The organism is Bacillus cereus group sp. TH152-1LC, from assembly GCF_027710505.1.
Taxonomy (GTDB): Bacteria; Bacillota; Bacilli; order Bacillales; family Bacillaceae_G; genus Bacillus_A; species Bacillus_A mobilis.
This window is the reverse complement of sequence record NZ_JAQFNK010000004.1, coordinates 17,358-38,480: the sequence shown is the minus strand read 5'-3', so window position 1 is coordinate 38,480 and position 21,123 is coordinate 17,358. Positions and strand designations below refer to the sequence as shown.

The following is a 21,123-nucleotide window of genomic DNA, read 5'->3' as shown; positions in this document are numbered from 1 at the left end:
TTAGACTTTAATTTTTCAGAATAAACTAGGGATAGGATTTATGAAAAGACATGTAATTACGTTAAATCGACAAAATCTATACAAGAAAACGCACATTATGGAAGGATTCGCAGAAGGGATGTAGAATACAGAAATATGCAAAACATCAATATCGTATTAGTTGATGCAGATGCATATCCTGTGAATGCTGAAAATTGTGCAAGTTGGAACGAAAGTTCATGTCGAAATTTTGTTTGTCACATCGTATGCTCATCGATGAAGGAAGTAGCAAGAAAAATTGGATCCATGTAGATGCTGAATAAGCTAAAGTTGATTTTTTATATGTATCAACGTGCAAAAGAAACAGATCTCGTGATCACATAGGATATGGTGCTTGCTAGTCTTCTTGTAAAAAAGTGTATATGTATTGTCTCCAGGAGGTACATTTGTAACAGATGAGCAAATGGATACAATTTTATATAGTAGGTACGTATCTGCGAAAGTACGCAGAAAAGGGTCTACAAAATCGTTTGATAACGTGATCGACAACACTTTCTAATAAGTTTAGAAAAAATATTGTCGAATTATAAAGGAATTTTTTAATTTATATCGAATACAAAATACGACACGGAGATGGATTTATGGGGAACAGAATTCCCGAAGAAGTTGTTGAACAGATTCGGACGTCATCGGATATTGTAGAAGTGATTGGTGAATACGTTCAACTTAGAAAACAGGGACGTAACTATTTCGGCCTTTGTCCATTTCATGGTGAGAATTCTCCTTCATTCTCTGTTTCATCGGATAAGCAAATTTTTCATTGCTTCGGATGTGGAGAAGGTGGAAATGTATTTTCCTTTCTAATGAAAATGGAAGGATTGGCTTTTACCGAGGCTGTTCAAAAGCTAGGTGAAAGAAATGGAATTGCGGTTGCAGAGTATACATCAGGGCAAGGACAACAAGAAGATATATCTGATGACACTGTCATCATGCAACAGGCTCATGAACTTTTGAAAAAGTATTATCATCATTTATTAGTAAATACAGAAGAAGGAAATGAAGCACTTTCGTATTTATTAAAACGTGGTATTACGAAAGAGATGATTGAGAAGTTTGAAATTGGTTATGCATCACCTGCTTGGGATGCAGCAACGAAAATTTTACAAAAAAGAGGTTTATCGCTGTCGAGTATGGAACAAGCTGGCCTTCTCATAAGAAGCGAGAAGGATGGTAGTCATTATGATCGCTTCCGTGGAAGGGTTATGTTTCCAATCTATACGTTACAAGGTAAAGTGATAGCGTTTAGTGGAAGGGCGCTAGGAGATGATACTCCGAAATATTTAAATAGCCCTGAAACACCGATTTTTCATAAAAGTAAATTGTTGTATAACTTCCACCAAGCGAGGCCGTTTATTAGAAAACGTGGGCAAGTGGTCCTTTTTGAAGGGTATGCCGATGTACTAGCTGCGGTAAAAAGTGGTGTGGAAGAAGCTGTTGCGACAATGGGAACAGCTTTAACTGAAGAACAAGCAAAACTTCTGCGACGTAACGTTGAAACTGTTGTTCTTTGCTATGATGGTGATAAAGCAGGGCGAGAAGCAACGATGAAAGCAGGGCAATTATTGCTAAAAGTTGGTTGCCAAGTTAAAGTTACATCCTTGCCAGATAAGCTTGACCCTGATGAATATGTGCAACAATATGGGACAACTGCTTTTGAAAATCTTGTGAAATCAAGTATAAGTTTTGTTGGTTTTAAAATAAATTATTTGCGTTTAGGGAAAAATTTGCAAGATGAGTCTGGCAAAGAAGAATATGTGAAAAATGTTTTAAAAGAGTTATCGTTGCTACAGGATGCGATGCAGGCAGAATCATATTTGAAGTCATTATCGCAAGAATTTTCGTATTCAATGGAAACGCTTTTGAATCAATTGCACCAATATCGCAAAGAACAAAAGGTACAGCAAAAACAAGTAAAGCAGGTTTCTAAGCCGTCTCAAATTGTTCAAACAAAACCGAAGTTAACAGGTTTTGAAAGGGCAGAAAGAGAAATTATTTACCATATGTTGCAAAGTCCAGAAGTGGCTGTTCGTATGGAATCCCACATAGAAGATTTTCACACAGAAGAACATAAAGGGATTTTATATGAACTATACGCATATTATGAAAAGGGAAATGAACCTTCAGTCGGAACATTTTTAAGTTGGCTCTCTGATGAGAAGTTGAAAAATATTATCACTGATATTTCGACGGATGAATTTATTAATCCAGAATACACAGAAGAAGTGTTGCAAGGCCATTTGGAGACGCTTAGACGTCATCAAGAAAAACTTGAAAAGACGGAAATCATCTTTAAGATAAAACAAATGGAAAAAACAGATCCTGTAGAGGCTGCTAAATATTATGTAGCATATTTACAAAATCAAAAGGCGAGAAAATAGCTTTTTTGATAAATTTTTAGTATAATGAATGTTTGTATCTCGCGTAAGGAGGGGAACAGATGGCTGACAAACCAGCTCGTTCTAAACAAATTGAAACTGAAATGACCCTTGAGCAAGTGAAAGAACAACTCACTGAGCTCGGAAAAAAACGTGGCGTTCTTACATATGAAGAGATTGCAGAACGCATGAATGGATTTGAAATTGAATCCGATCAAATGGATGAATACTACGAATATTTAGGTGAACAAGGGATTGACTTAGTTGGTGACAATGACAACGAAGAAGGTCCTAATAATCGCCAAATTTCAAAAACAGAAGAAGAATTCGACCTTAATGATTTAAGTGTACCGCCTGGGGTTAAAATCAATGATCCTGTTCGTATGTATTTAAAAGAAATTGGTCGTGTAGATTTACTATCTGCAGAAGAAGAAATTCGACTTGCAACGCGTATTGAAGATGGCGATGAAGAAGCGAAACGTCGTCTTGCAGAAGCAAACTTACGTCTTGTAGTAAGTATTGCAAAGCGCTACGTGGGCCGTGGTATGCTTTTCTTAGACTTAATCCAAGAAGGGAATATGGGTCTAATTAAAGCCGTTGAAAAGTTCGATTATCGTAAAGGTTTCAAATTTAGTACGTATGCAACTTGGTGGATTCGTCAAGCGATTACACGTGCGATTGCAGACCAAGCACGAACAATTCGTATCCCAGTTCATATGGTTGAAACGATCAATAAGTTAATTCGTGTACAACGTCAATTATTACAAGATTTAGGACGCGAACCATCTCCTGAAGAGATTGGTGAAGAAATGGATCTTGCTCCAGAAAAAGTACGCGAAATCTTAAAAATTGCACAGGAGCCAGTTTCTCTTGAAACACCAATTGGTGAAGAGGATGACTCCCATTTAGGTGACTTCATTGAAGACCAAGAAGCAACATCGCCTGCGGACCATGCAGCGTATGAATTGCTAAAAGAACAGTTAGAAGATGTGTTAGATACACTAACAGATCGTGAAGAAAATGTTCTGCGTCTTCGCTTTGGTTTAGATGATGGACGAACTCGTACGCTTGAAGAAGTTGGGAAAGTATTCGGCGTAACGAGAGAACGTATCCGTCAAATTGAAGCAAAAGCACTTCGTAAATTAAGACATCCAAGTCGTAGTAAGCGTCTTAAGGATTTCTTAGAATAGGCTACCTTTAAGTTTACTTCACCTTTGTGAAGTAAACTTTTTTATTTTGTTAATTTTTGTTAAACTTTAGCTGTCAGTAACGATTACAATTTCTTGTAATTTATTTTACAGAATTGTCTTTTGATTTGCAAATGCTCATTTTTCGATTTTTCGATTAATTTTGTTTATTCTATACAAAAATATATGTAGAAAAGTGAAAAATATGATGAGAAACGTTAATAATTATCGAAATAATAAGCGATATAACAATAAAAAACAATAAACTGAATTTATGGAATATTTTTAACGATTAGTAGTTTACTCTTTTCTGATAGAGCGTTTTCAAGTACAATGGAAATGACTGAATCATCTAACTATTTAGGGGTATAGAGGGGGGAGAAGAGATATGAAACGTAATCCGCTGATTCCGTTCGCTCTTATTGCAGCATTAGGTATTATCGTTATGTTTGTATTTTCATTTCAGGGGCTAAATAAATCTAAAGAGTTAGCTGATGCAAAAAATGGTGGGAAGCCAGCGCAAACAGCATCGAAGCCAGAGGATATTGTGAAGCAAAGCTGTACGAGCTGCCACGGTGACCAGTTACAAGGGGCAGTAGGGCCTAATTTACAAAAGATTGGTGGGAAACTTTCAAAAGATGAAATTAAAGAAATTCTTTCGAAAGGAAAAGGAAATATGCCACCAAATATAGTTCCAGCTGATCAAGCGGCTAAAGTAGCTGATTGGTTGTCGAAGAAAAAATAAAGTTCCGTATGACAAGCCTTTTGCTTATGCAAAGGGCTTGTTTTTCTATATTTTCTAAAATACGATGAATGATCGAGAAGTGAATTGTTGTTATGGGCTTGCAACAACTACTATAAATTCATTATCATGGAGACAGACTGACAAGAGAAGGAGTAATGGAAATACATGAATGAAGTAAAGCTTTCAAAACGATTAGAAGAAGTTGTGCGTGAAATACCAGTAGGATCTACAGTTGCTGATATTGGATCGGATCATGCGTATTTACCGTGTTATACAATTATAAATAATATTGCTACAAAAGCAGTTGCAGGAGAGGTTGTAGATGGACCATTTCGCTCTGCACAAGCAACTGTAGCTGAAAGTGGCTTACAAGATAAAGTGGATGTGCGTAAAGGGAATGGATTAGCTGTTATCGCGCCAGGAGAAGTAGATGTAATTACGGTTGCCGGAATGGGCGGAGCGTTAATTCGTGACATTTTAGAAAGTGGTAAAGAAAAATTAGAAGGTGTAACGCGTTTAATTTTGCAGCCGAATATTGCAGCGCATCATATTCGTGAATGGTTTATTGAAAATGGGTGGGAACTTATCCATGAAAAAATCGTAAAAGAAGATGGGAAAATTTACGAGATCTTAGTAGGAGAGCGTGGAAACATTGCGATGCCTTACTCTGAAAATAAGCAGGCTGAATTGTTTATGGGTCCATTTTTAATAAAAGAAAAAGGTGAAGCTTTCGTTGAGAAATGGGAAGGAGAATTGAAAAACTTCCAAAATATTTTAAAACAGTTAGAACGTGCGGCTGATTCTGAAGAAACAAAAGCGAAGCGTGCGGAAGTAGAAGCGAAAATGAAAATGATAGGGGAGGTTTTATCATGAGTAAAATTCCAAACGGCCATGAAATTATTTCTTTATTTGAAAGTATGTATCCGAAGCATTTGGCAATGGAAGGAGATAAGATTGGCCTGCAGATTGGAGCGCTTAATAAACCTGTACAGCACGTATTGATTGCGTTAGATGTAACGGAAGAAGTTGTGGAGGAAGCAATTCAATTAGGAGCGAATGTCATTATTGCGCATCATCCTTTAATTTTTAATCCGTTAAAAGCGATTCATACAGATAAAGCGTATGGAAGAATTATTGAAACGTGTATTAAAAATGATATTGCCATTTATGCAGCACATACAAATGTGGATGTCGCTAAGGGTGGGGTAAATGATTTACTTGCTGAGGCGTTAGGATTGCAAAATACAGAAGTTCTGGCACCGACATATGCAGAAGAAATGAAAAAGGTTGTTGTGTTTGTGCCAGTAACTCATGCAGAAGAAGTACGGAAAGTATTAGGAGACGCAGGTGCTGGTCATATCGGCAATTATAGCCACTGTACGTTTAGTAGCGAGGGTACAGGTACGTTTGTACCTCAAGAGGGGACAAATCCTTATATCGGGGAAACTGGACAGTTAGAGCGCGTAGAAGAAGTGCGAATCGAAACGATTATTCCAGCTTCACTACAGCGAAAGGTGATTAAAGCAATGGTAACAGCACATCCATATGAAGAAGTAGCGTATGATGTGTATCCACTTGATAACAAAGGCGAAACGTTAGGTCTTGGGAAAATAGGATATTTACAAGAAGAAATGACACTTGGACAGTTTGCAGAACATGTAAAGAAATCATTAGATGTAAAGGGTGCACGAGTTGTTGGGAAATTAGATGATAAAGTGCGCAAAGTAGCTGTACTTGGTGGCGATGGTAATAAATACATCAATCAAGCTAAATTTAAGGGAGCGGATGTATATGTAACAGGTGACATGTATTATCATGTTGCTCATGATGCGATGATGCTCGGTTTAAATATAGTTGACCCAGGACATAACGTTGAAAAAGTAATGAAGCAAGGTGTGCAAAAGCAATTACAAGAAAAAGTGGATGCAAAGAAACTCAATGTACACATTCATGCTTCGCAATTACATACAGATCCATTTACATTTGTATAAGAAAAATAAAAACCGTTGCTCATATAGGCAACGGTTTTTATTATTGTTCTTTTTTCACTTTGACACGAGGTAATATTTTTTGTAACGGTACTTTTCGAACTCTCTCCCACGTAGCGGGATTCATTGGATCATATTGATCTAAGAAAGCGATAACTTCTTTCGTAATTGGAGTTGGAGTAGAAGCACCTGCTGTAACAGCTACGTTTTCTACACCTTGTAGCCACTCTAATTTAATCTCACTTACGTCTGCGACGCGGTATGCTTTCGTACCAGCGATTTCTTGTGATACTTGTGCTAAACGGTTTGAGTTGTTACTTTTCGGATCACCGACAACAATTGTTAAATCGGCAACATCAGCTTGTTTAGCGACCGCTTCTTGGCGAACTTGAGTTGCTAAACAAATTTCCTTATGGAATTCTGCTGTTGGGAATTTCTTCTGGATGTCCTCCATTAAATGCTGAACATCCCATTGGCTCATTGTCGTTTGGTTCGTAACTAAAATCTTATCCGTTGGAATTTCTAATGTTTTTAAATCATCAGCTCTTTCAATAAGATGAACGATATCAGGTGCGATACCAACTGCGCCTTCTGGTTCTGGATGATTTTTTTTGCCGATATAAATGACGTGGTAACCTTCAGCTTTCTTTGCTTCAATAAGGTCATGTGTTTTTGTAACATCTGGACAAGTGGCATCGATTGTCGTTAAACCTTTTTCTTTTGCACGTTGTTTAACTTCTGGAGAAACACCGTGTGCAGTGAAAATAACAGTACCAGATTCGATTTTATCTAAAATTTCTAACCGACTTGGACCGTCTAATGTAATGATGCCATCTTCTTCGAACGCATCTGTTACATGTTTGTTGTGAACAATCATACCTAAAATATAAATAGGTCTTGGTAATGATGTATCTAATGCGGCGTTACGTGCAATAACCATCGCGTCCACAACACCGTAGCAATAACCACGAGGGGAAATTTTAACAATTTTCATATGAGTAATCCTCTCCTTCTAAACAAGGGATACTTTTGTGCATAGTCTTTTACATTATAAAGGAGGAGTGGATAGAAAACAAAGGATTGTTACACATATAGTTTTGGTTTTGTTGCTATTTTTTGAACAGGCTCCTCTCGTAATTCTTTTTCTATGACTGGCTCAATCACTATTTTTTTTCTTTTTCTTTTTCTTTTTTTTTGTGGAGGAGGCGGAGTTGCTACCTCAACTTTTTCTGCTACATCTTCAGCTTGATCTTTAGTTTGATTTTCTTCCGTACTTTTTCCGGAGGTGAGGATTTTAACAATGCTTGGTAGGTTACGCATAATAGGACCGTACTGTTCGACAACAGGACTTACAGATTGAACGACTTGTGATACTTTTTCGATATTGTTTATCATATTAGTTGGATTCGAAATTAAATTCGCAAAAAAGCTGCCAATGCCGCTACTGGATGCTGCTGTAGTTGCTGCACCGCCGCGCGTTTCATTTGATTCATACATTTGAGGGGGAATCATTTGCTCTGGATGCCGCTGCATGTATGGTTGATATTGTTGTGAGTATTGCTGCGGGTATTGTTGTTGGTATTGTTGCTGGTATTGGTATTGTTGTTGATATTGGGGCGGCGGTTGCTGGTGCATCATTGGCGGCGGTCCTTCCATTTGTCGATAAGGTGGAACCATTTGCATGAAAGGCTCGGTGGGATCATTTTTTTTAAAGAGTTTAGCAAGGAACCCTTTCTTTTTTTGTGCCATCGGTGGTAGTTGTGGAATTGGATATGGTGTATAAGGTTGCTGTCCTGGATTCGGATACATTTGCCTTGTGGGGGATTTTGGAAACATGTGAGAAATCCTCCTTTCTTCAGTTAGGTATATACACATACAATATGCAATAAGAGGGAAGAAGGTTAGTTTTTGAAGGAAAAACCTAAACTAAAGATGGATTTTACTTGTAGATTTCGATATAATGTAGACTTGACTGATTTGTGCGCGCAGTAGAAATTTAGAAAGAAGGTGTAACTTATGACACAACAAACTTTTACACAGTATGATTTTAAACCATTTTTAATAGATGCAGTTCGTGAACTACGCTTTACAGAGCCGACAGGAATTCAAAAGAAAATTTTCCCGGTTGTGAAAAAAGGTGTAAGTGTAATTGGACAATCCCAAACAGGTTCTGGGAAAACACATGCATACTTACTTCCTACATTGAACAGAATTAATGCAAGTCGTGAAGAAGTACAACTTGTTATTACAGCGCCTACTCGTGAGTTAGCACAACAAATTTACGAAGAAATCGTGAAATTAACAAAGTTTTGTGCGGAAGATCAAATGATTACAGCACGTTGTTTAATTGGTGGAACTGATAAACAACGATCAATTGAAAAGTTGAAAAAGCAACCTCATGTTGTAGTTGGAACACCAGGACGTATTAAAGATTTAGTAGAAGAGCAAGCGCTATTTGTTCATAAAGCAAATACGATTATTGTCGATGAAGCAGACTTAATGCTTGATATGGGATTCATTCATGATGTAGACAAAATTGCAGCACGCATGCCTGGAAACTTGCAAATGCTAGTTTTCTCTGCAACAATTCCTCAAAAACTAAAACCGTTTCTGAAGAAATATATGGAGAATCCAGAGCATATTCATATCAATCCAAAACAAGTTGCGGCTGGGAATATTGAACATTATTTAGTACCTTCTAAACATCGTAACAAAATCGATTTAGTGAACAAAATGTTGCTACAATTTAAACCATATTTAGCAGTTGTTTTCACGAATACGAAGAAGATGGCGGATCAGGTTGCTGACGGATTAATGGAACGTGGCTTAAAAGTTGGACGAATTCACGGAGATTTATCGCCGCGTGATCGTAAAAAAATGATGAAACAAATTCGTGACCTTGAATTCCAATATATTGTTGCAACTGATTTAGCAGCACGTGGTATTGATATTGAAGGAATTAGTCATGTTATTAACTACGAACTTCCATCGGACTTAGATTTCTTCGTTCACCGCGTTGGAAGAACAGCACGTGCAGGGCATTCAGGTATTGCAGTGACGATTTATGATCCAGCAAACGAAGAAGCGTTAGATAGTTTAGAAAAACAACGTCATATTGAATTCAAGCATGTAGATTTACGCGGAGATGAGTGGGCGGATTTAGGTGAACGTCGTCGTCGTAAGAGCCGTAAGAAACCAAATGATGAACTTGACGTTATGGCAACAAAAGTTATTAAAAAGCCGAAAAAAGTAAAACCAAACTATAAACGTAAACTTGCAACAGAACGTGACAAAGTGAAGAAAAAATATAGCAATAAAAAAAGATAAGGGGAGCCCCCTTATCTTTTTTTATCCCGCTTTAATGGGCGGTAAGACCCCCACCTCAAAATTCAGCGAAAGCAAAGAAGTTAGGTGGGGGGGCGGGCTGCCCATAAAAGTCCGATTGGTGAGGGCTAATAATCCGTGGGGAATGGAAAAAACACTGATTAAAGTTTCGGTGTAGCCAGTTACAATTTGCGTAGTGTTTTAGGAACAAACAATTCACTACATATTTCTACAAATTATGCTATCATTATATCTATTGTATATTGAAGAGGTGATTGTATGTTAAAGATTGGATCTCATGTTTCCATGAGTGGTAAGAAAATGTTATTAGCAGCAAGTGAAGAGGCTGTTTCATACGGTGCAACGACGTTTATGATTTATACAGGTGCGCCGCAAAATACACGAAGAAAACCAATTGAAGAATTGAATATAGAAGCAGGAAGAAAACATATGGAACTAAACGGTATTGAGGAAATCATCGTACACGCGCCATACATTATTAATGTTGGGAATACGACGAAGCCAGAAACATTCCAATTAGGTGTGGACTTCCTTCGCATGGAAATTGAAAGAACATCGGCATTAGGTGTGGCGAAACAAATCGTTCTTCACCCAGGTGCGCACGTTGGGGCAGGAGCGGATGCTGGTATTCAACAAATTATTAAAGGACTTAATGAAGTGTTAACGCCAGAACAGACGGTTAACATTGCGTTAGAAACGATGGCAGGAAAAGGAACAGAATGCGGTCGTAGCTTTGAAGAAATTGCAAAGATTATTGATGGTGTAAAATATAATGAGAAATTATCAGTATGCTTTGATACGTGTCATACGCACGATGCAGGATATGATATTGTAAATGATTTTGACGGCGTATTAAACGAATTTGATAAGATTGTTGGTATTGATCGTTTGCAGGTACTTCATATTAATGATAGTAAAAATGTACGCGGCGCAGGAAAGGACCGTCATGAAAATATCGGCTTCGGTCATATCGGTTATAAAGCGTTACATCATATTGTGCATCATCCGCAGTTAATGCACGTACCAAAAATTCTTGAAACGCCATATGTAGGTGAAGATAAAAAAGATAAGAAGCCACCATATAAATTAGAAATCGAAATGCTGAAAAATGGTACTTTTGATGAAGGAATTCTTGAGAAAATTAAAGCGCAATAAGCAATAAGGAGGGGATTTTCCCCTCCTTATTTTAGTAGTTGCTGAAATAAAGTATTTACTTGTTGGGCAGTAGCAGGGGAGGTTACTTTTGCTATTTGTTTTAAGAGCGCTAGCCGTTCGTCATTATCGTAAATGTTAATATTCTTTCCTTTCATAAGTAAAACAATTTGATCAGCTTGGGCAGTCGTAATAGAGACTTCATATTCTTTGCTATATTTCAATAACTCTTTTGTAGAAATATGATTTAATTTTTTATTTACGAGTTGTTTAATGAGGTTCATCGAGTTATCCTCCTTCACACGTTCTTCTATCGAAATATATGAGTACGTAGCTTGTACATATTCGTATAGAGTTTCTTTTTTCATGAGAAAAAGAAGCGTATGTTATAATATAAGGACAAAACTATAGAAAAAGAGTATAGGGAGGATTTATGGAGCAGAAGCAACATCGAAAAGAAAGTGTTATCCATCTTATTTATCGTTTAGTTATGATTATTTTTGGGGCAGCATGCGCAGCGGTAGCGATTGAACTATTTTTAATGCCAAATAAAATTATTGATGGTGGAATTATTGGTATTTCTCTTATATTAGATTATCTTACTCCTAATATTGGGTGGTTAAGTTTCTCTACTCTAGTCGTTATTCTCAATATCCCATTTATGTATTCAGGCTATAAGCAAATCGGAAAAACGTTCATGCTATCTTCGGCGTTCGGTATTGTAGCTTTAGCATTTATTGAATCAACCTTACATGCTGTTCCGCCATTTACAACAGAGCCAATTTTAGCAACAGTGTTTGGTGGTCTTATTTTAGGTCTTGGTGTAGGGCTCGTTATTCGTCATGGTGGATCTATGGACGGAACAGAAATTATGGGTATTTTATTAACGAAGAAATTACCTTTCTCTGTTGGTGAATTTGTAATGTTTGTGAACTTATTCATTTTTGCATGGGCAGCATTTGTATTTGGTGTTGAACAAGCTATGTATTCTGTTATGGCGTATTATATTGCCTTCAAAACAATTGATACAGTCATTCAAGGTTTAGATGAAACGAAAGCAGTTTTAATTGTATCAGATCAATATGAGGAAGTATCAAATGCGATTTTGCATCGTCTTGGTCGTGGAACTACAAAACTTGTAGCAAAAGGCGGTTATACGGATAAAGAAAAAGAAGTTATTTATGCAGTTGTAACACGTCTGGAAGTGACAAAGCTAAAGTCAATTGTGTATGAAATTGATGCGAATGCGTTTGTTACGATTATGAGCACACAAGAGACAAATGGTGGTAAGTTTAAATCAGCTATTCACTAAAATATGTATCCTGCTATTTGAGGGCAAATAATCGGTAGGAGATTGCCTCATCTGATTAAGATTACATTTTATCCCGCGTTAACGGACAGTAAACTCCCACCTCAAAATTCAGTTGGAGCAAAGAAGTTAGGTGGGAGATCAACTGTCCGTAAACGTCCGATTGGTTCAACTAATAATCAGTGGGGGATGAAGAAAACCCCCACTGATTAAAGTTTCACTTTATAGGAATATTTTACGAAAGCAGAGAATTTTTCTCTGCTTTTTGTTATAATAGTAAGGTTTCTTGAAAAAAATGATATATTTTAGGCAGATTGGTTTACAACTATAATAAGCTGTACTATAATTCAAATAGATATAAATCGGAATCATTCTGAATTAAAATAGGTGAGATGCTATGAATAATATATTAGAGATAGAAGGATTGTCATTTCGATATGAAGATCGAAATGTGTTAGAAGATATTAATTTGCAAGTTCCGAAGGGAGCTTTTTTAGGTTTAGTTGGACCAAATGGTTCTGGGAAATCAACTTTGCTAAAATGTTTATTAGGCGTTTTAAAGCCGAAACAGGGAAGTATTCGTTTATTTGGTGTTGATAGTAAGAAGTTTAAAGAATGGAACAAAGTTGGTTATGTGTCGCAAAAGGCAAATAGCTTTAATTCTGGTTTTCCGGCAACTGTTTTTGAAGTTGTATCAATGGGACTCGTTTCGAAAAAAGGTTTGTTTCGCTTTTTTACGAAAAACGATAAGGAAAAGGTAGAAAAAGCAATCGCTGATGTAGGGATGAGTGAGTTTCAAGGGCGCAATATCGGAGAACTTTCTGGTGGACAACAACAGCGTGTATTTATTGCTCGAGCGCTCGTTAGTGATCCTGAATTACTTATTTTGGACGAGCCCACTGTTGGAATCGATGTGAAGAATGTAGAAAGTTTTTATGAGATATTAGAGGATTTAAACAAAAGGTTAGGAATCACATTAATTCTCGTTACTCATGATATGGGAGCTGTTACGGAGAAGGTAACACATGTTGCATGCTTAAACCAACATCTACATTTCCATGGAAATGTAGAGAAGTTCCGAGAGTTAGAAGATGCAGAAATGTCCGTCTTATATGGACACCATGTTCATCGTTTAGAACACGAGCATGAGCATCACGGGAGGATATAATGATACAAGATTTTTTACAATATGACTTTTTACGTAACTCTTTATATGCAGGAATTTTAATTGGACTTGTTGCACCGCTTATCGGTGTATTTGTTGTCATTCGCCGTATGTCTCTTATTGCGGATGCATTAAGTCACGTGACATTATCGGGTATTGCTGCAAGTTTACTACTAGAAAAAACAATTTTCACAGGAGGATTTTTAAATCCTTTATATATGGGAATGGTTTTTTCTATTGGTGGGGCGTTACTAATTGAAAAATTACGTACTGTATATAAACATTATCAAGAATTAGCAATTCCGATTATTCTTTCAGCAGGAATGGGGATTGGTGTTATTTTTATATCACTTGCAAATGGATTTAACACAGATTTATTTAGTTATTTATTTGGGAGTGTAAGTGCTGTAACAAGTACAGATTTAATCATTATTGGCATTGTAGCAATTGTTGTTATTGTAACGATTACTTTATTATACAAAGAGTTACTTTTACTATCGTTTGATGAGGAATATGCTGTATCAACTGGTTTGAGTGCAAAGTGGATTCACTTTATTTTCATTATATTGGTTGCTCTTGTCATTGCAGTATCAATGCGTGTAGTAGGGGTTCTTCTCGTATCATCATTAATGACGTTACCAGTTGCAGCAAGTATTCGTATTGCGAATGGATTTAAACAAACAATTTTCTTTTCCATTTTATTTGGTGAAATTGCAGTAATTGGTGGAATGTTTGCTTCATATCAACTTGATTTAGCACCAGGTGGTACGATTGTTATGATAGCAGTTCTTATTTTAATTGGTGCGATTTTATGGAAAAAGAAAAAAACTGCATAAAGTAGGGATAGATATGAATCTAACAGAAGCTTTACGCCTAATGAAAGATAAAGGATACAAACATACTGGGAAAAGGGAAGAAATGCTCAGGTTATTTGCAGCTCACAATCGTTATTTAACGGCGAAAGACGTTTTAGAGCATATGAAGGATGATTATCCAGGTCTTAGCTTTGATACGATTTATCGTAACTTAACGGTGTTTGCTGAAATTGGTGTTCTGGAACAAACGGAATTAAATGGTGAAAAACATTTTCGTTTTACATGTTCTATTATGGAACATCATCATCATTTTATTTGTTTAGATTGCGGGGGGACGAAAGAGATTACTTCCTGCCCGATGGATTTTATGAATAAAGATTTTACCGGTTATGAAGTAACCGGTCATAAGTTTGAAATATACGGCCGTTGTCCAAAATGTGCAAAGTAAAAGCTCGTCAGTTATATAACTGACGAGCTTTTTACGTAGAAAAGAAGGTTGCTCACAAATATTGTGGCAACCTTCTTTTTATTGTTCTTGTGTTTCTTTTTCTTTTTCTTTTTCTTTTTCTTTTTCTCGTTCAGCAGCCATTTCAGCAGCGATTACGTCGATTTCTTTTTTCAGTTCTTCTACCATGATTTCTTCTGGTACTTTACGAACAACTTGCCCTTTACGGAATAATAATCCTTCTCCACGTGCACCAGCAATACCGATATCAGCTTCACGAGCTTCACCAGGACCGTTTACAGCGCAGCCAAGTACTGCAACTTTAATTGGTACTTTTAGTGTAGAGATGTATTCTTCTACCTCGTTAGCGATGCTAATTAAGTCAATTTCAATACGACCGCAAGTTGGACAAGAAATAAGTGTTGCTGCATTAGATGCAAGGCCGAATGACTTTAACAGTTCGCGTGCAACTTTCACTTCTTCAACTGGGTCAGCACTTAATGAAATACGTAGTGTATTTCCGATGCCTTTATTTAAGATTGCTCCAAGACCAGCGGCACTTTTTACAGTTCCGGCAAATAATGTTCCAGATTCTGTAATACCTAAATGTAATGGATAATCAAAAGCACGTGCAGCTTTTTCGTATGCTTCAATTGCTAAATTAACATCAGAGGCTTTCATAGATACAATAATATCGTGGAAATCTAAGTCCTCTAAAATTTTAATGTGATGTAGGGCGCTCTCGACCATACCATCTGCAGTTGGGTATCCATATTTTTCTAAAATGTGACGCTCTAATGAACCTGCGTTTACACCGATACGGATTGGAATACCGCGTTCTTTTGCTGCATTTACAACAGCTTCTACTTTATGGCGACGACCAATGTTACCTGGATTGATACGTACTTTATCAATGCCACCTTCAATTGCTTTTAAAGCAAGGCGATAATCAAAATGAATATCAGCAACAAGTGGAATGTTGATTTGTTTTTTAATATCAGCAATAGCATTTGCTGCGCGTTCGTCTGGAACAGCAACACGAACGACTTGACAGCCAGCTTCTTCTAAACGTTTAATTTCAGCAACTGTTGCTTCAACATCATGTGTTTTTGTTGTTGTCATACTTTGTATAATTAATTCATTATTACCGCCAATTGTTAAATTACCGACTTTAACTGGACGTGTTTTTGTACGATGAGTCATTTCATTCACGAATAGATCGCTCTCCTTATAAAAGAAGTTTCTTATTTAGTCCCTCATATCAATGATAGTATATGTGATACAGGGCTATAGAAACCGAAGTGCTCGGTTTCACTTTTACTATTGTATCAGCGCCTTTATGTAATTGACAAGGATTAAGTGATTGCTTATTGATATAACGGGAATTTATAAGACTTTCCAATTTGTATTTTTGTAGCAGATGTATTTTTATTTAATTGTTTAAAATCATCAATTACTTTTTCGATAGAAGGAATTTTCTTCTTATTAATCGCTTCTGTAATGGAAAGGACGGTATCACCTGTTTTGACTTCTATTGTTTTATAAGTGACATCTGTTTCTTTTTCTGCTTTGTTTTCTTTATTTTGTTTTGTATCTGTACTTTCTTGTTTTATCGTTTGGGCCGCATTTGTTTTTTTATATGAACTTAACATCGGTAAAGTGCCGATTTTTATATCGTAATAAAATATATAACCAAGAACAAGCACGAATAAGAATATACCTAATCTCTTCATATTCTTCACTCCTTTGCTAGGAATATATGCTTGTCCAAAAAAAAAATGCCTATTTAGGCATTTTTTTGTTCTTATTTTTCTTTCGGTTTTGGAACTTCTTTAATCGTTAAGTATAGAACAATTAAAACAACGGCGATATAAATGAATGTTGAACCAGGCACAACAATTTTGAATAAATCCATAATCATAAAGAAGATGGTTGGAATTGTGTAGCTATATGCAGTTAACGTCCATACTTGCTTATAAGATAATTTACGTTGACCACTCATAGCTGAACCTATAAACGCAAGTAAAGTAATTCCTAAGAAAGTAATAAATAATTGGAACAGGTATACTAACACGCCGATAACGACTAGTAAAATTGGATAAATACTATCGAAAACAGAAATGAAATCTTGCAAATCTTTCTTCTCAAGAGATGTCCCTAATAAATCATTGTAGGAGTAAGTTTGTTGCTGACCATTTCCTATAGAAACTACTTTATCTTTTAAAATAAATAAACCAGTTTTGTTTTGATATTGTTCTATATCTGTTGTATTGGGATCAAATACGAAAAGAGCATCTCCCTCTTCCTTTTGAATAGGTTGTTCAATATCTGCTTTTAGTTCACCGTTTTCGATTTTAAAATCAGGTAAATCTTTTTCAATTGCTTGATTTACCATGGTAACACTATCTTGGATAAAGCTACCGTAAAAGAATGTTCTTGGAATAGTAGTGATTAGACAAAGTAGCATAATATACAAAATGGTTTTTCCGATTTTTTGAAAACGGAATAGCGCCATATCTTTAGGCGAATATACGCTTTTTGCTAATTGGGTAAATATGGACATAGATTCACTTCCTTTATGTATAAAATCATTGTAACGTAGGAATCTAGGGAATCTCAAGATATATTATATTTACATATAGTGGAGATAACTAAATTTCTTTTTATTAATTTTCTTCTTTTGAATGAGAAAAATACAATTGACACTTTTCTTTTCTATATGGTAAATTTATCTTACATTTCTTAAAGGATATATCCGATAGGAATTCCTTTATTTGATATGTTGTTACATACATAATTGTGGACCCTTAGCTCAGCTGGTTAGAGCAGACGGCTCATAACCGTCCGGTCGTAGGTTCGAGTCCTACAGGGTCCATATCCATTTCACATGTTTATTATGTCAGCAGGAAGCTTCCTTGTAGAAGGGAGCTTTTTTTACGGAATATATGAGCATTTTAATTGAAAAGAAGTGGGAATTTTGCTACGTTAGTGATAGCAAGACAATGTGATTTATTTGTTTGCACCCTATGGCAATTAGGGTAGAATGAAGTTGTATGTCACTTAAGTGGCAATACATAAACTGGGAGGAATATAACAATGGCAAAACACGAATTACCAAATTTACCTTATGCGTATGATGCTTTAGAGCCTCACTTTGACAAAGAAACAATGAACATCCATCATACAAAACATCATAACACGTACATTACAAACTTAAACGCTGCTTTAGAAGGTCATGCAGAATTAGCTGACAAAAGCGTAGAAGAATTAGTTGCAAACTTAAACGAAGTACCAGAAGCAATCCGTACAGCAGTACGTAACAATGGTGGCGGACATGCTAACCATACATTCTTCTGGACAATCTTATCTCCAAATGGTGGCGGACAACCAGTAGGCGAACTTGCAACTGCAATTGAAGCGAAATTCGGTAGCTTCGATGCATTCAAAGAAGAATTCGCAAAAGCTGGCGCAACTCGCTTCGGTTCTGGTTGGGCTTGGTTAGTAGTAAATAATGGTGAGTTAGAAGTAACAAGCACGCCAAACCAAGATTCTCCTCTAACTGAAGGTAAAACTCCAGTTATCGGTTTAGATGTTTGGGAACATGCTTACTACTTAAATTACCAAAACCGTCGTCCAGACTACATCGGTGCATTCTGGAACGTTGTAGATTGGAACGCTGCTGAAAAACGTTACCAAGAAGCTAAATAATTGTAATAACGATAGAAAAAGCTAGGAGAATGCTCCTAGCTTTTTTCTATGCTTTCCTTTTACATAATTGGGCTTGTCTTTGGAAGACTAGAACATGAAGTAAAGGAGAGTTGTGTATGAAGTGGAAACATATAATTGGTGACGTTGAAGTGAATCGGGATTTAGTGTTATTGCTCCTTATTGGAGGTTTATACACGCTCGCAATTTCTTTATCGAATACGTTTGTTAACATTTATTTATGGAAACAAACACAAAATTATGTGAATCTTGGCTTGTATAATTTGGCCAGCGTTGTATTACAGCCTCTCACATTTCTTATAGGTGGGAAATTAGCGAAACGTATTGATCGCTCAATCTTGTTACGAATAGGCGTAGGCACGTTGGCAATTTTTTTTATCGTTGTTTTAGTAGCGGGAAAAAGCGCTTCTCACTATATTTTATTAATGGGGGCTCTTTTAGGAGTCGGATATGGTTTTTACTGGCTCGCGTTTAACTTATTAACATTTGAGATTACAGAACCAGAAACAAGAGATTTCTTTAATGGGTTTCTTGGGCTTCTTACATCCTTCTCTGGCATGATTGGACCGATAGCAGCTGGATACACAATTTCACGTATGGAAAAATGGAGTGGCTATACAGTCATATTCTTTCTTTCGTTACTGTTATTTGCAATTGCTGTCATTTTAAGCTTTTTTGTATCTAAGAGAGAATGTGAAGGACGGTATGAAATTGTACAAGTATTGAAAGAGCGGCAGATTGATAAAAATTGGGGAAGAATTACACGTGCTCATTTTTTCCAAGGGCTGAGAGAGGGAACGTTTATTTTTGTGATTTCCGTGTACGTGTATTTAGCAACTGATAGCGAGCTCGCATTAGGGAAGTATAGCTTAGTAAATTCAGCTGTATCATTTGTGTGTTACTATTTAGTTACTCGTATGTTAAAGAAAGAATGGCGAAAAAAAGCAATTTTGCTTGGAGGCATTATTTTATATGCTGTCGTATTTTTAGTTATATTCAATGTTACATACGCAAAATTACTTATTTATGCAGCGTGTATTGCGATTGCATACCCTATTTTGCTCGTTCCGTACGGGTCCATGACATATGATGTAATTGGCAGAGCGAAAAATGCGAGAGAGTGGCGTGTAGAGTATGTAGTTGTCCGGGAATTATGGTTAAATGCAGGAAGAATCTGCTCGATTTTAAGTTTTTTATGTGCTGTACTATTCTTTCCGCCTGAAAAAAGTTTACCTTACTTATTATGTATTTTAGGTGCAGGACATTTTCTTATCTATTTTGCAGTTAAAAATGTCAAATATGATGAGGGAAATGCGAGTAAAACAAGTGTTGTAACGCAAGCGACTGCGCAGAACCAAACAGAACCAGAAGGTTAACTTCTCGTTTAAATAAGTTGTAGCAATGATTTGTGGATTAATGGTAACGTTTTGGGAATAATTATATCAAATCATTCTCCATGAACGCAACTACTTCCGCCTGTTTTGATGGATATAAATGACTATAAGTATTCAGTGTAGTTGATACATTTGAGTGACCTAGGCGTTGGGCTACTACAAGTGGACTAACGCCTTTGTTTATTAAATAAGATGCATGAGAATGCCTAAATTCATGAAGTAAAATGGGTTTGACACCTGCTAACTTTAAATATTTTTGGTAATTCCTACGGAGAGTGGAAACAGCAATGCTGTTATAAAAATTTCCAAATACAACGTAATTATTTTTCACAGAAAATTCTTTAGAGTATTCTCTTTTTAATTCTTCTAATAATTGAATGCAGCATGTTGGTAACATAATTATTCGATTAGATGCTTTTGTTTTTGGTTTTGTAGTTTTTCTTTCAAATTCAGTTTTATTAATGTCAATTGTTTTGTCAGAAAAATTAATATCCTCCCAAGTTAAAGCCAGCAATTCCCCTTTTCTAGCACCACTATAATAAAGCGTAGAAAAAAAGGCTTTATATAACAGTTCGTTCACGACAGAAATAAATTGTTTGTACTCTTCAAATTCCCAGAAATTCATTCGTTTATTGGATTCTTTTTCAAAATTACCTGTAATTCTTGCGGGGTTATTCGTAAGACCATGAAATTTAATTGAAAAATTAAATATCGCAGATAGTACGGCATGAATCTTCTTTAGATGTTTAGCTGAGTATGTATTTATAACTTTGTTTTGATAATTCATGATATGTTTCGGTACGATATGATCTATCTTTATCTTTCCAAATTCGGGTACTAAGTGATTGTAAATAACATTTCGAATAGTGACTATTGAAGATTCCTTCCTCCTCTGACAATACCAATCAAAATAACTATCCGCAACTTGAGCAAACGTCAAGCTTGAGTTCGTTTCTTTTTCAATCAACATTTTCGCCTCGGCTTCGCGTGCTTCCTTTTTCGTTTTAAACCCACGACGCTTTACTTGCTTTTGAGTACCATCAAACTGACGGACTCTGACAACGAAGAAATATGTTCCACGTTCTTTATCTTTGTAGACCACCATAGGAATCCCTCCTGTATATATAAAGATTGATAATTCAATTTATTGAGTAGATTATAACTTGTTTGTTACCAAAAGAAAAGGCTCCCAAAATAAATTGAGAGCCTTTTCTTTGACTTGAACCACTTTAATTTTAATAACATATTACCTACATGAAAATAAAATTGCCGTTTAAAACAGTATAGCATATTTAAATCCGAAAATACTCCAAAAATAAAATTCCCCACTAGGATTAGTGGGGGAGATTGGTTAGGGACACCAATCAGGATGATACAAGTAAGGATGAAATCATATTACCATAATGATTGTGGGGCGTATATTGAGAAAATTCGACAT

General features: G+C 36.2%; 22 protein-coding genes and 1 tRNA gene. 16 read left to right on the top strand and 7 right to left on the bottom strand.

Annotated features, from left to right (window positions below):
- Nucleotides 1-135 precede the first annotated feature (135 nt).
- From PDL00_RS12290 to PDL00_RS12260, 7 genes are all read left to right on the top strand, one after another.
- Entirely contained in the window at nt 136-291 is a 156-nt protein-coding gene (locus PDL00_RS12290; protein ID WP_270729273.1) for a hypothetical protein, read from the top strand.
- A 115-nt stretch (nt 292-406) separates the two neighbouring features.
- On the top strand, nt 407-538 hold the full coding sequence (locus PDL00_RS12285; protein ID WP_270729271.1) for a hypothetical protein: 132 nt from the start codon (nt 407-409) through the stop codon (nt 536-538).
- Nucleotides 539-620: 82 nt separating this feature from the next.
- Nucleotides 621-2,417: a DNA primase gene (gene dnaG, locus PDL00_RS12280; protein ID WP_242255851.1), complete on the top strand. Its 1,797-nt coding sequence runs from the start codon at nt 621-623 to the stop codon at nt 2,415-2,417.
- Between the two features lie 59 nt (nt 2,418-2,476).
- Nucleotides 2,477-3,604 (top strand): RNA polymerase sigma factor RpoD, encoded by a 1,128-nt coding sequence (gene rpoD / locus PDL00_RS12275; protein WP_000764063.1) that lies wholly within the window; start codon nt 2,477-2,479, stop codon nt 3,602-3,604.
- Nucleotides 3,605-3,989: 385 nt separating this feature from the next.
- Nucleotides 3,990-4,346, top strand: a complete 357-nt coding sequence (gene cccA, locus PDL00_RS12270) for a cytochrome c550 (protein ID WP_000828145.1) — start codon at nt 3,990-3,992, stop codon at nt 4,344-4,346.
- A gap of 165 nt (nt 4,347-4,511) precedes the next feature.
- A complete protein-coding gene (locus PDL00_RS12265) occupies nt 4,512-5,219 on the top strand; it encodes a tRNA (adenine(22)-N(1))-methyltransferase (protein ID WP_061677313.1) in 708 nt (235 codons plus the stop codon).
- The gene (locus PDL00_RS12260) at nt 5,216-6,337 is read left to right on the top strand and encodes a Nif3-like dinuclear metal center hexameric protein (protein ID WP_097819261.1); all 1,122 of its coding nucleotides are present in this window, start codon (nt 5,216-5,218) and stop codon (nt 6,335-6,337) included. The genes PDL00_RS12265 and PDL00_RS12260 overlap by 4 nt, the downstream gene beginning before the upstream one ends.
- A gap of 40 nt (nt 6,338-6,377) precedes the next feature.
- On the opposite strand, the gene PDL00_RS12255 is transcribed toward PDL00_RS12260, so the two are convergent.
- Entirely contained in the window at nt 6,378-7,328 is a 951-nt protein-coding gene (locus tag PDL00_RS12255; RefSeq protein ID WP_000706674.1) for a 4-hydroxy-3-methylbut-2-enyl diphosphate reductase, read from the bottom strand.
- Between the two features lie 89 nt (nt 7,329-7,417).
- Nucleotides 7,418-8,170 carry a VrrA/YqfQ family protein gene (gene vrrA / locus PDL00_RS12250; RefSeq protein WP_270729265.1) on the bottom strand — a complete coding sequence of 251 codons (753 nt, stop codon included), beginning with the start codon at nt 8,168-8,170 and terminating at the stop codon, nt 7,418-7,420.
- Nucleotides 8,171-8,350: 180 nt separating this feature from the next.
- On the opposite strand from vrrA, the gene PDL00_RS12245 reads away from it, so the two are divergent.
- Nucleotides 8,351-9,661, top strand: coding sequence for a DEAD/DEAH box helicase (locus PDL00_RS12245; RefSeq protein WP_270729262.1), 1,311 nt, complete (start codon nt 8,351-8,353; stop codon nt 9,659-9,661).
- A 276-nt stretch (nt 9,662-9,937) separates the two neighbouring features.
- Complete coding sequence (locus tag PDL00_RS12240; RefSeq protein ID WP_000912459.1) at nt 9,938-10,834, top strand: deoxyribonuclease IV; 897 nt, start codon at nt 9,938-9,940, stop codon at nt 10,832-10,834.
- Nucleotides 10,835-10,860: 26 nt separating this feature from the next.
- Here PDL00_RS12240 and PDL00_RS12235 read toward each other — a convergent pair whose 3' ends face one another.
- Nucleotides 10,861-11,115: a DUF2624 domain-containing protein gene (locus tag PDL00_RS12235; RefSeq protein WP_061677324.1), complete on the bottom strand. Its 255-nt coding sequence runs from the start codon at nt 11,113-11,115 to the stop codon at nt 10,861-10,863.
- A 149-nt stretch (nt 11,116-11,264) separates the two neighbouring features.
- Here PDL00_RS12235 and PDL00_RS12230 point away from each other — a divergent pair, with 149 nt between their 5' ends.
- The 4 genes from PDL00_RS12230 to PDL00_RS12215 all read left to right on the top strand — a co-directional run bounded on the left by PDL00_RS12230 (nt 11,265) and on the right by PDL00_RS12215 (nt 14,568).
- Nucleotides 11,265-12,143 carry a YitT family protein gene (locus PDL00_RS12230; protein WP_270729258.1) on the top strand — a complete coding sequence of 293 codons (879 nt, stop codon included), beginning with the start codon at nt 11,265-11,267 and terminating at the stop codon, nt 12,141-12,143.
- 394 nt (nt 12,144-12,537) lie between these two features.
- Entirely contained in the window at nt 12,538-13,308 is a 771-nt protein-coding gene (locus PDL00_RS12225) for a metal ABC transporter ATP-binding protein (RefSeq protein ID WP_001059649.1), read from the top strand.
- The gene (locus PDL00_RS12220; RefSeq protein WP_270729256.1) at nt 13,308-14,141 is read left to right on the top strand and encodes a metal ABC transporter permease; all 834 of its coding nucleotides are present in this window, start codon (nt 13,308-13,310) and stop codon (nt 14,139-14,141) included. Before PDL00_RS12225 ends, PDL00_RS12220 begins: the two co-directional genes overlap by 1 nt.
- A gap of 13 nt (nt 14,142-14,154) precedes the next feature.
- Entirely contained in the window at nt 14,155-14,568 is a 414-nt protein-coding gene (locus PDL00_RS12215; protein WP_242254758.1) for a Fur family transcriptional regulator, read from the top strand.
- Nucleotides 14,569-14,646: 78 nt separating this feature from the next.
- Here the strand turns inward: PDL00_RS12215 and ispG are convergent, their stop codons facing one another.
- The 3 genes from ispG to PDL00_RS12200 form a co-directional block, all read right to left on the bottom strand.
- Complete coding sequence (gene ispG, locus PDL00_RS12210) at nt 14,647-15,768, bottom strand: flavodoxin-dependent (E)-4-hydroxy-3-methylbut-2-enyl-diphosphate synthase (RefSeq protein WP_122974127.1); 1,122 nt, start codon at nt 15,766-15,768, stop codon at nt 14,647-14,649.
- A gap of 164 nt (nt 15,769-15,932) precedes the next feature.
- Nucleotides 15,933-16,298 carry a hypothetical protein gene (locus PDL00_RS12205; RefSeq protein ID WP_242254756.1) on the bottom strand — a complete coding sequence of 122 codons (366 nt, stop codon included), beginning with the start codon at nt 16,296-16,298 and terminating at the stop codon, nt 15,933-15,935.
- Between the two features lie 71 nt (nt 16,299-16,369).
- Nucleotides 16,370-17,128: a DUF1189 domain-containing protein gene (locus PDL00_RS12200; protein WP_242254754.1), complete on the bottom strand. Its 759-nt coding sequence runs from the start codon at nt 17,126-17,128 to the stop codon at nt 16,370-16,372.
- 238 nt (nt 17,129-17,366) lie between these two features.
- On the opposite strand from PDL00_RS12200, the gene PDL00_RS12195 reads away from it, so the two are divergent.
- The 3 genes from PDL00_RS12195 to PDL00_RS12185 all read left to right on the top strand — a co-directional run bounded on the left by PDL00_RS12195 (nt 17,367) and on the right by PDL00_RS12185 (nt 19,667).
- Nucleotides 17,367-17,440, top strand: a tRNA-Ile gene (locus tag PDL00_RS12195).
- Nucleotides 17,441-17,661: 221 nt separating this feature from the next.
- Nucleotides 17,662-18,273, top strand: a complete 612-nt coding sequence (gene sodA / locus PDL00_RS12190; protein ID WP_001052031.1) for a superoxide dismutase [Mn] — start codon at nt 17,662-17,664, stop codon at nt 18,271-18,273.
- 116 nt (nt 18,274-18,389) lie between these two features.
- A complete protein-coding gene (locus PDL00_RS12185) occupies nt 18,390-19,667 on the top strand; it encodes an MFS transporter (RefSeq protein WP_097819265.1) in 1,278 nt (425 codons plus the stop codon).
- A 61-nt stretch (nt 19,668-19,728) separates the two neighbouring features.
- Here PDL00_RS12185 and PDL00_RS12180 read toward each other — a convergent pair whose 3' ends face one another.
- On the bottom strand, nt 19,729-20,790 hold the full coding sequence (locus tag PDL00_RS12180; RefSeq protein ID WP_270729252.1) for a tyrosine-type recombinase/integrase: 1,062 nt from the start codon (nt 20,788-20,790) through the stop codon (nt 19,729-19,731).
- Between the last annotated feature and the right edge of the window lie 333 nt (nt 20,791-21,123).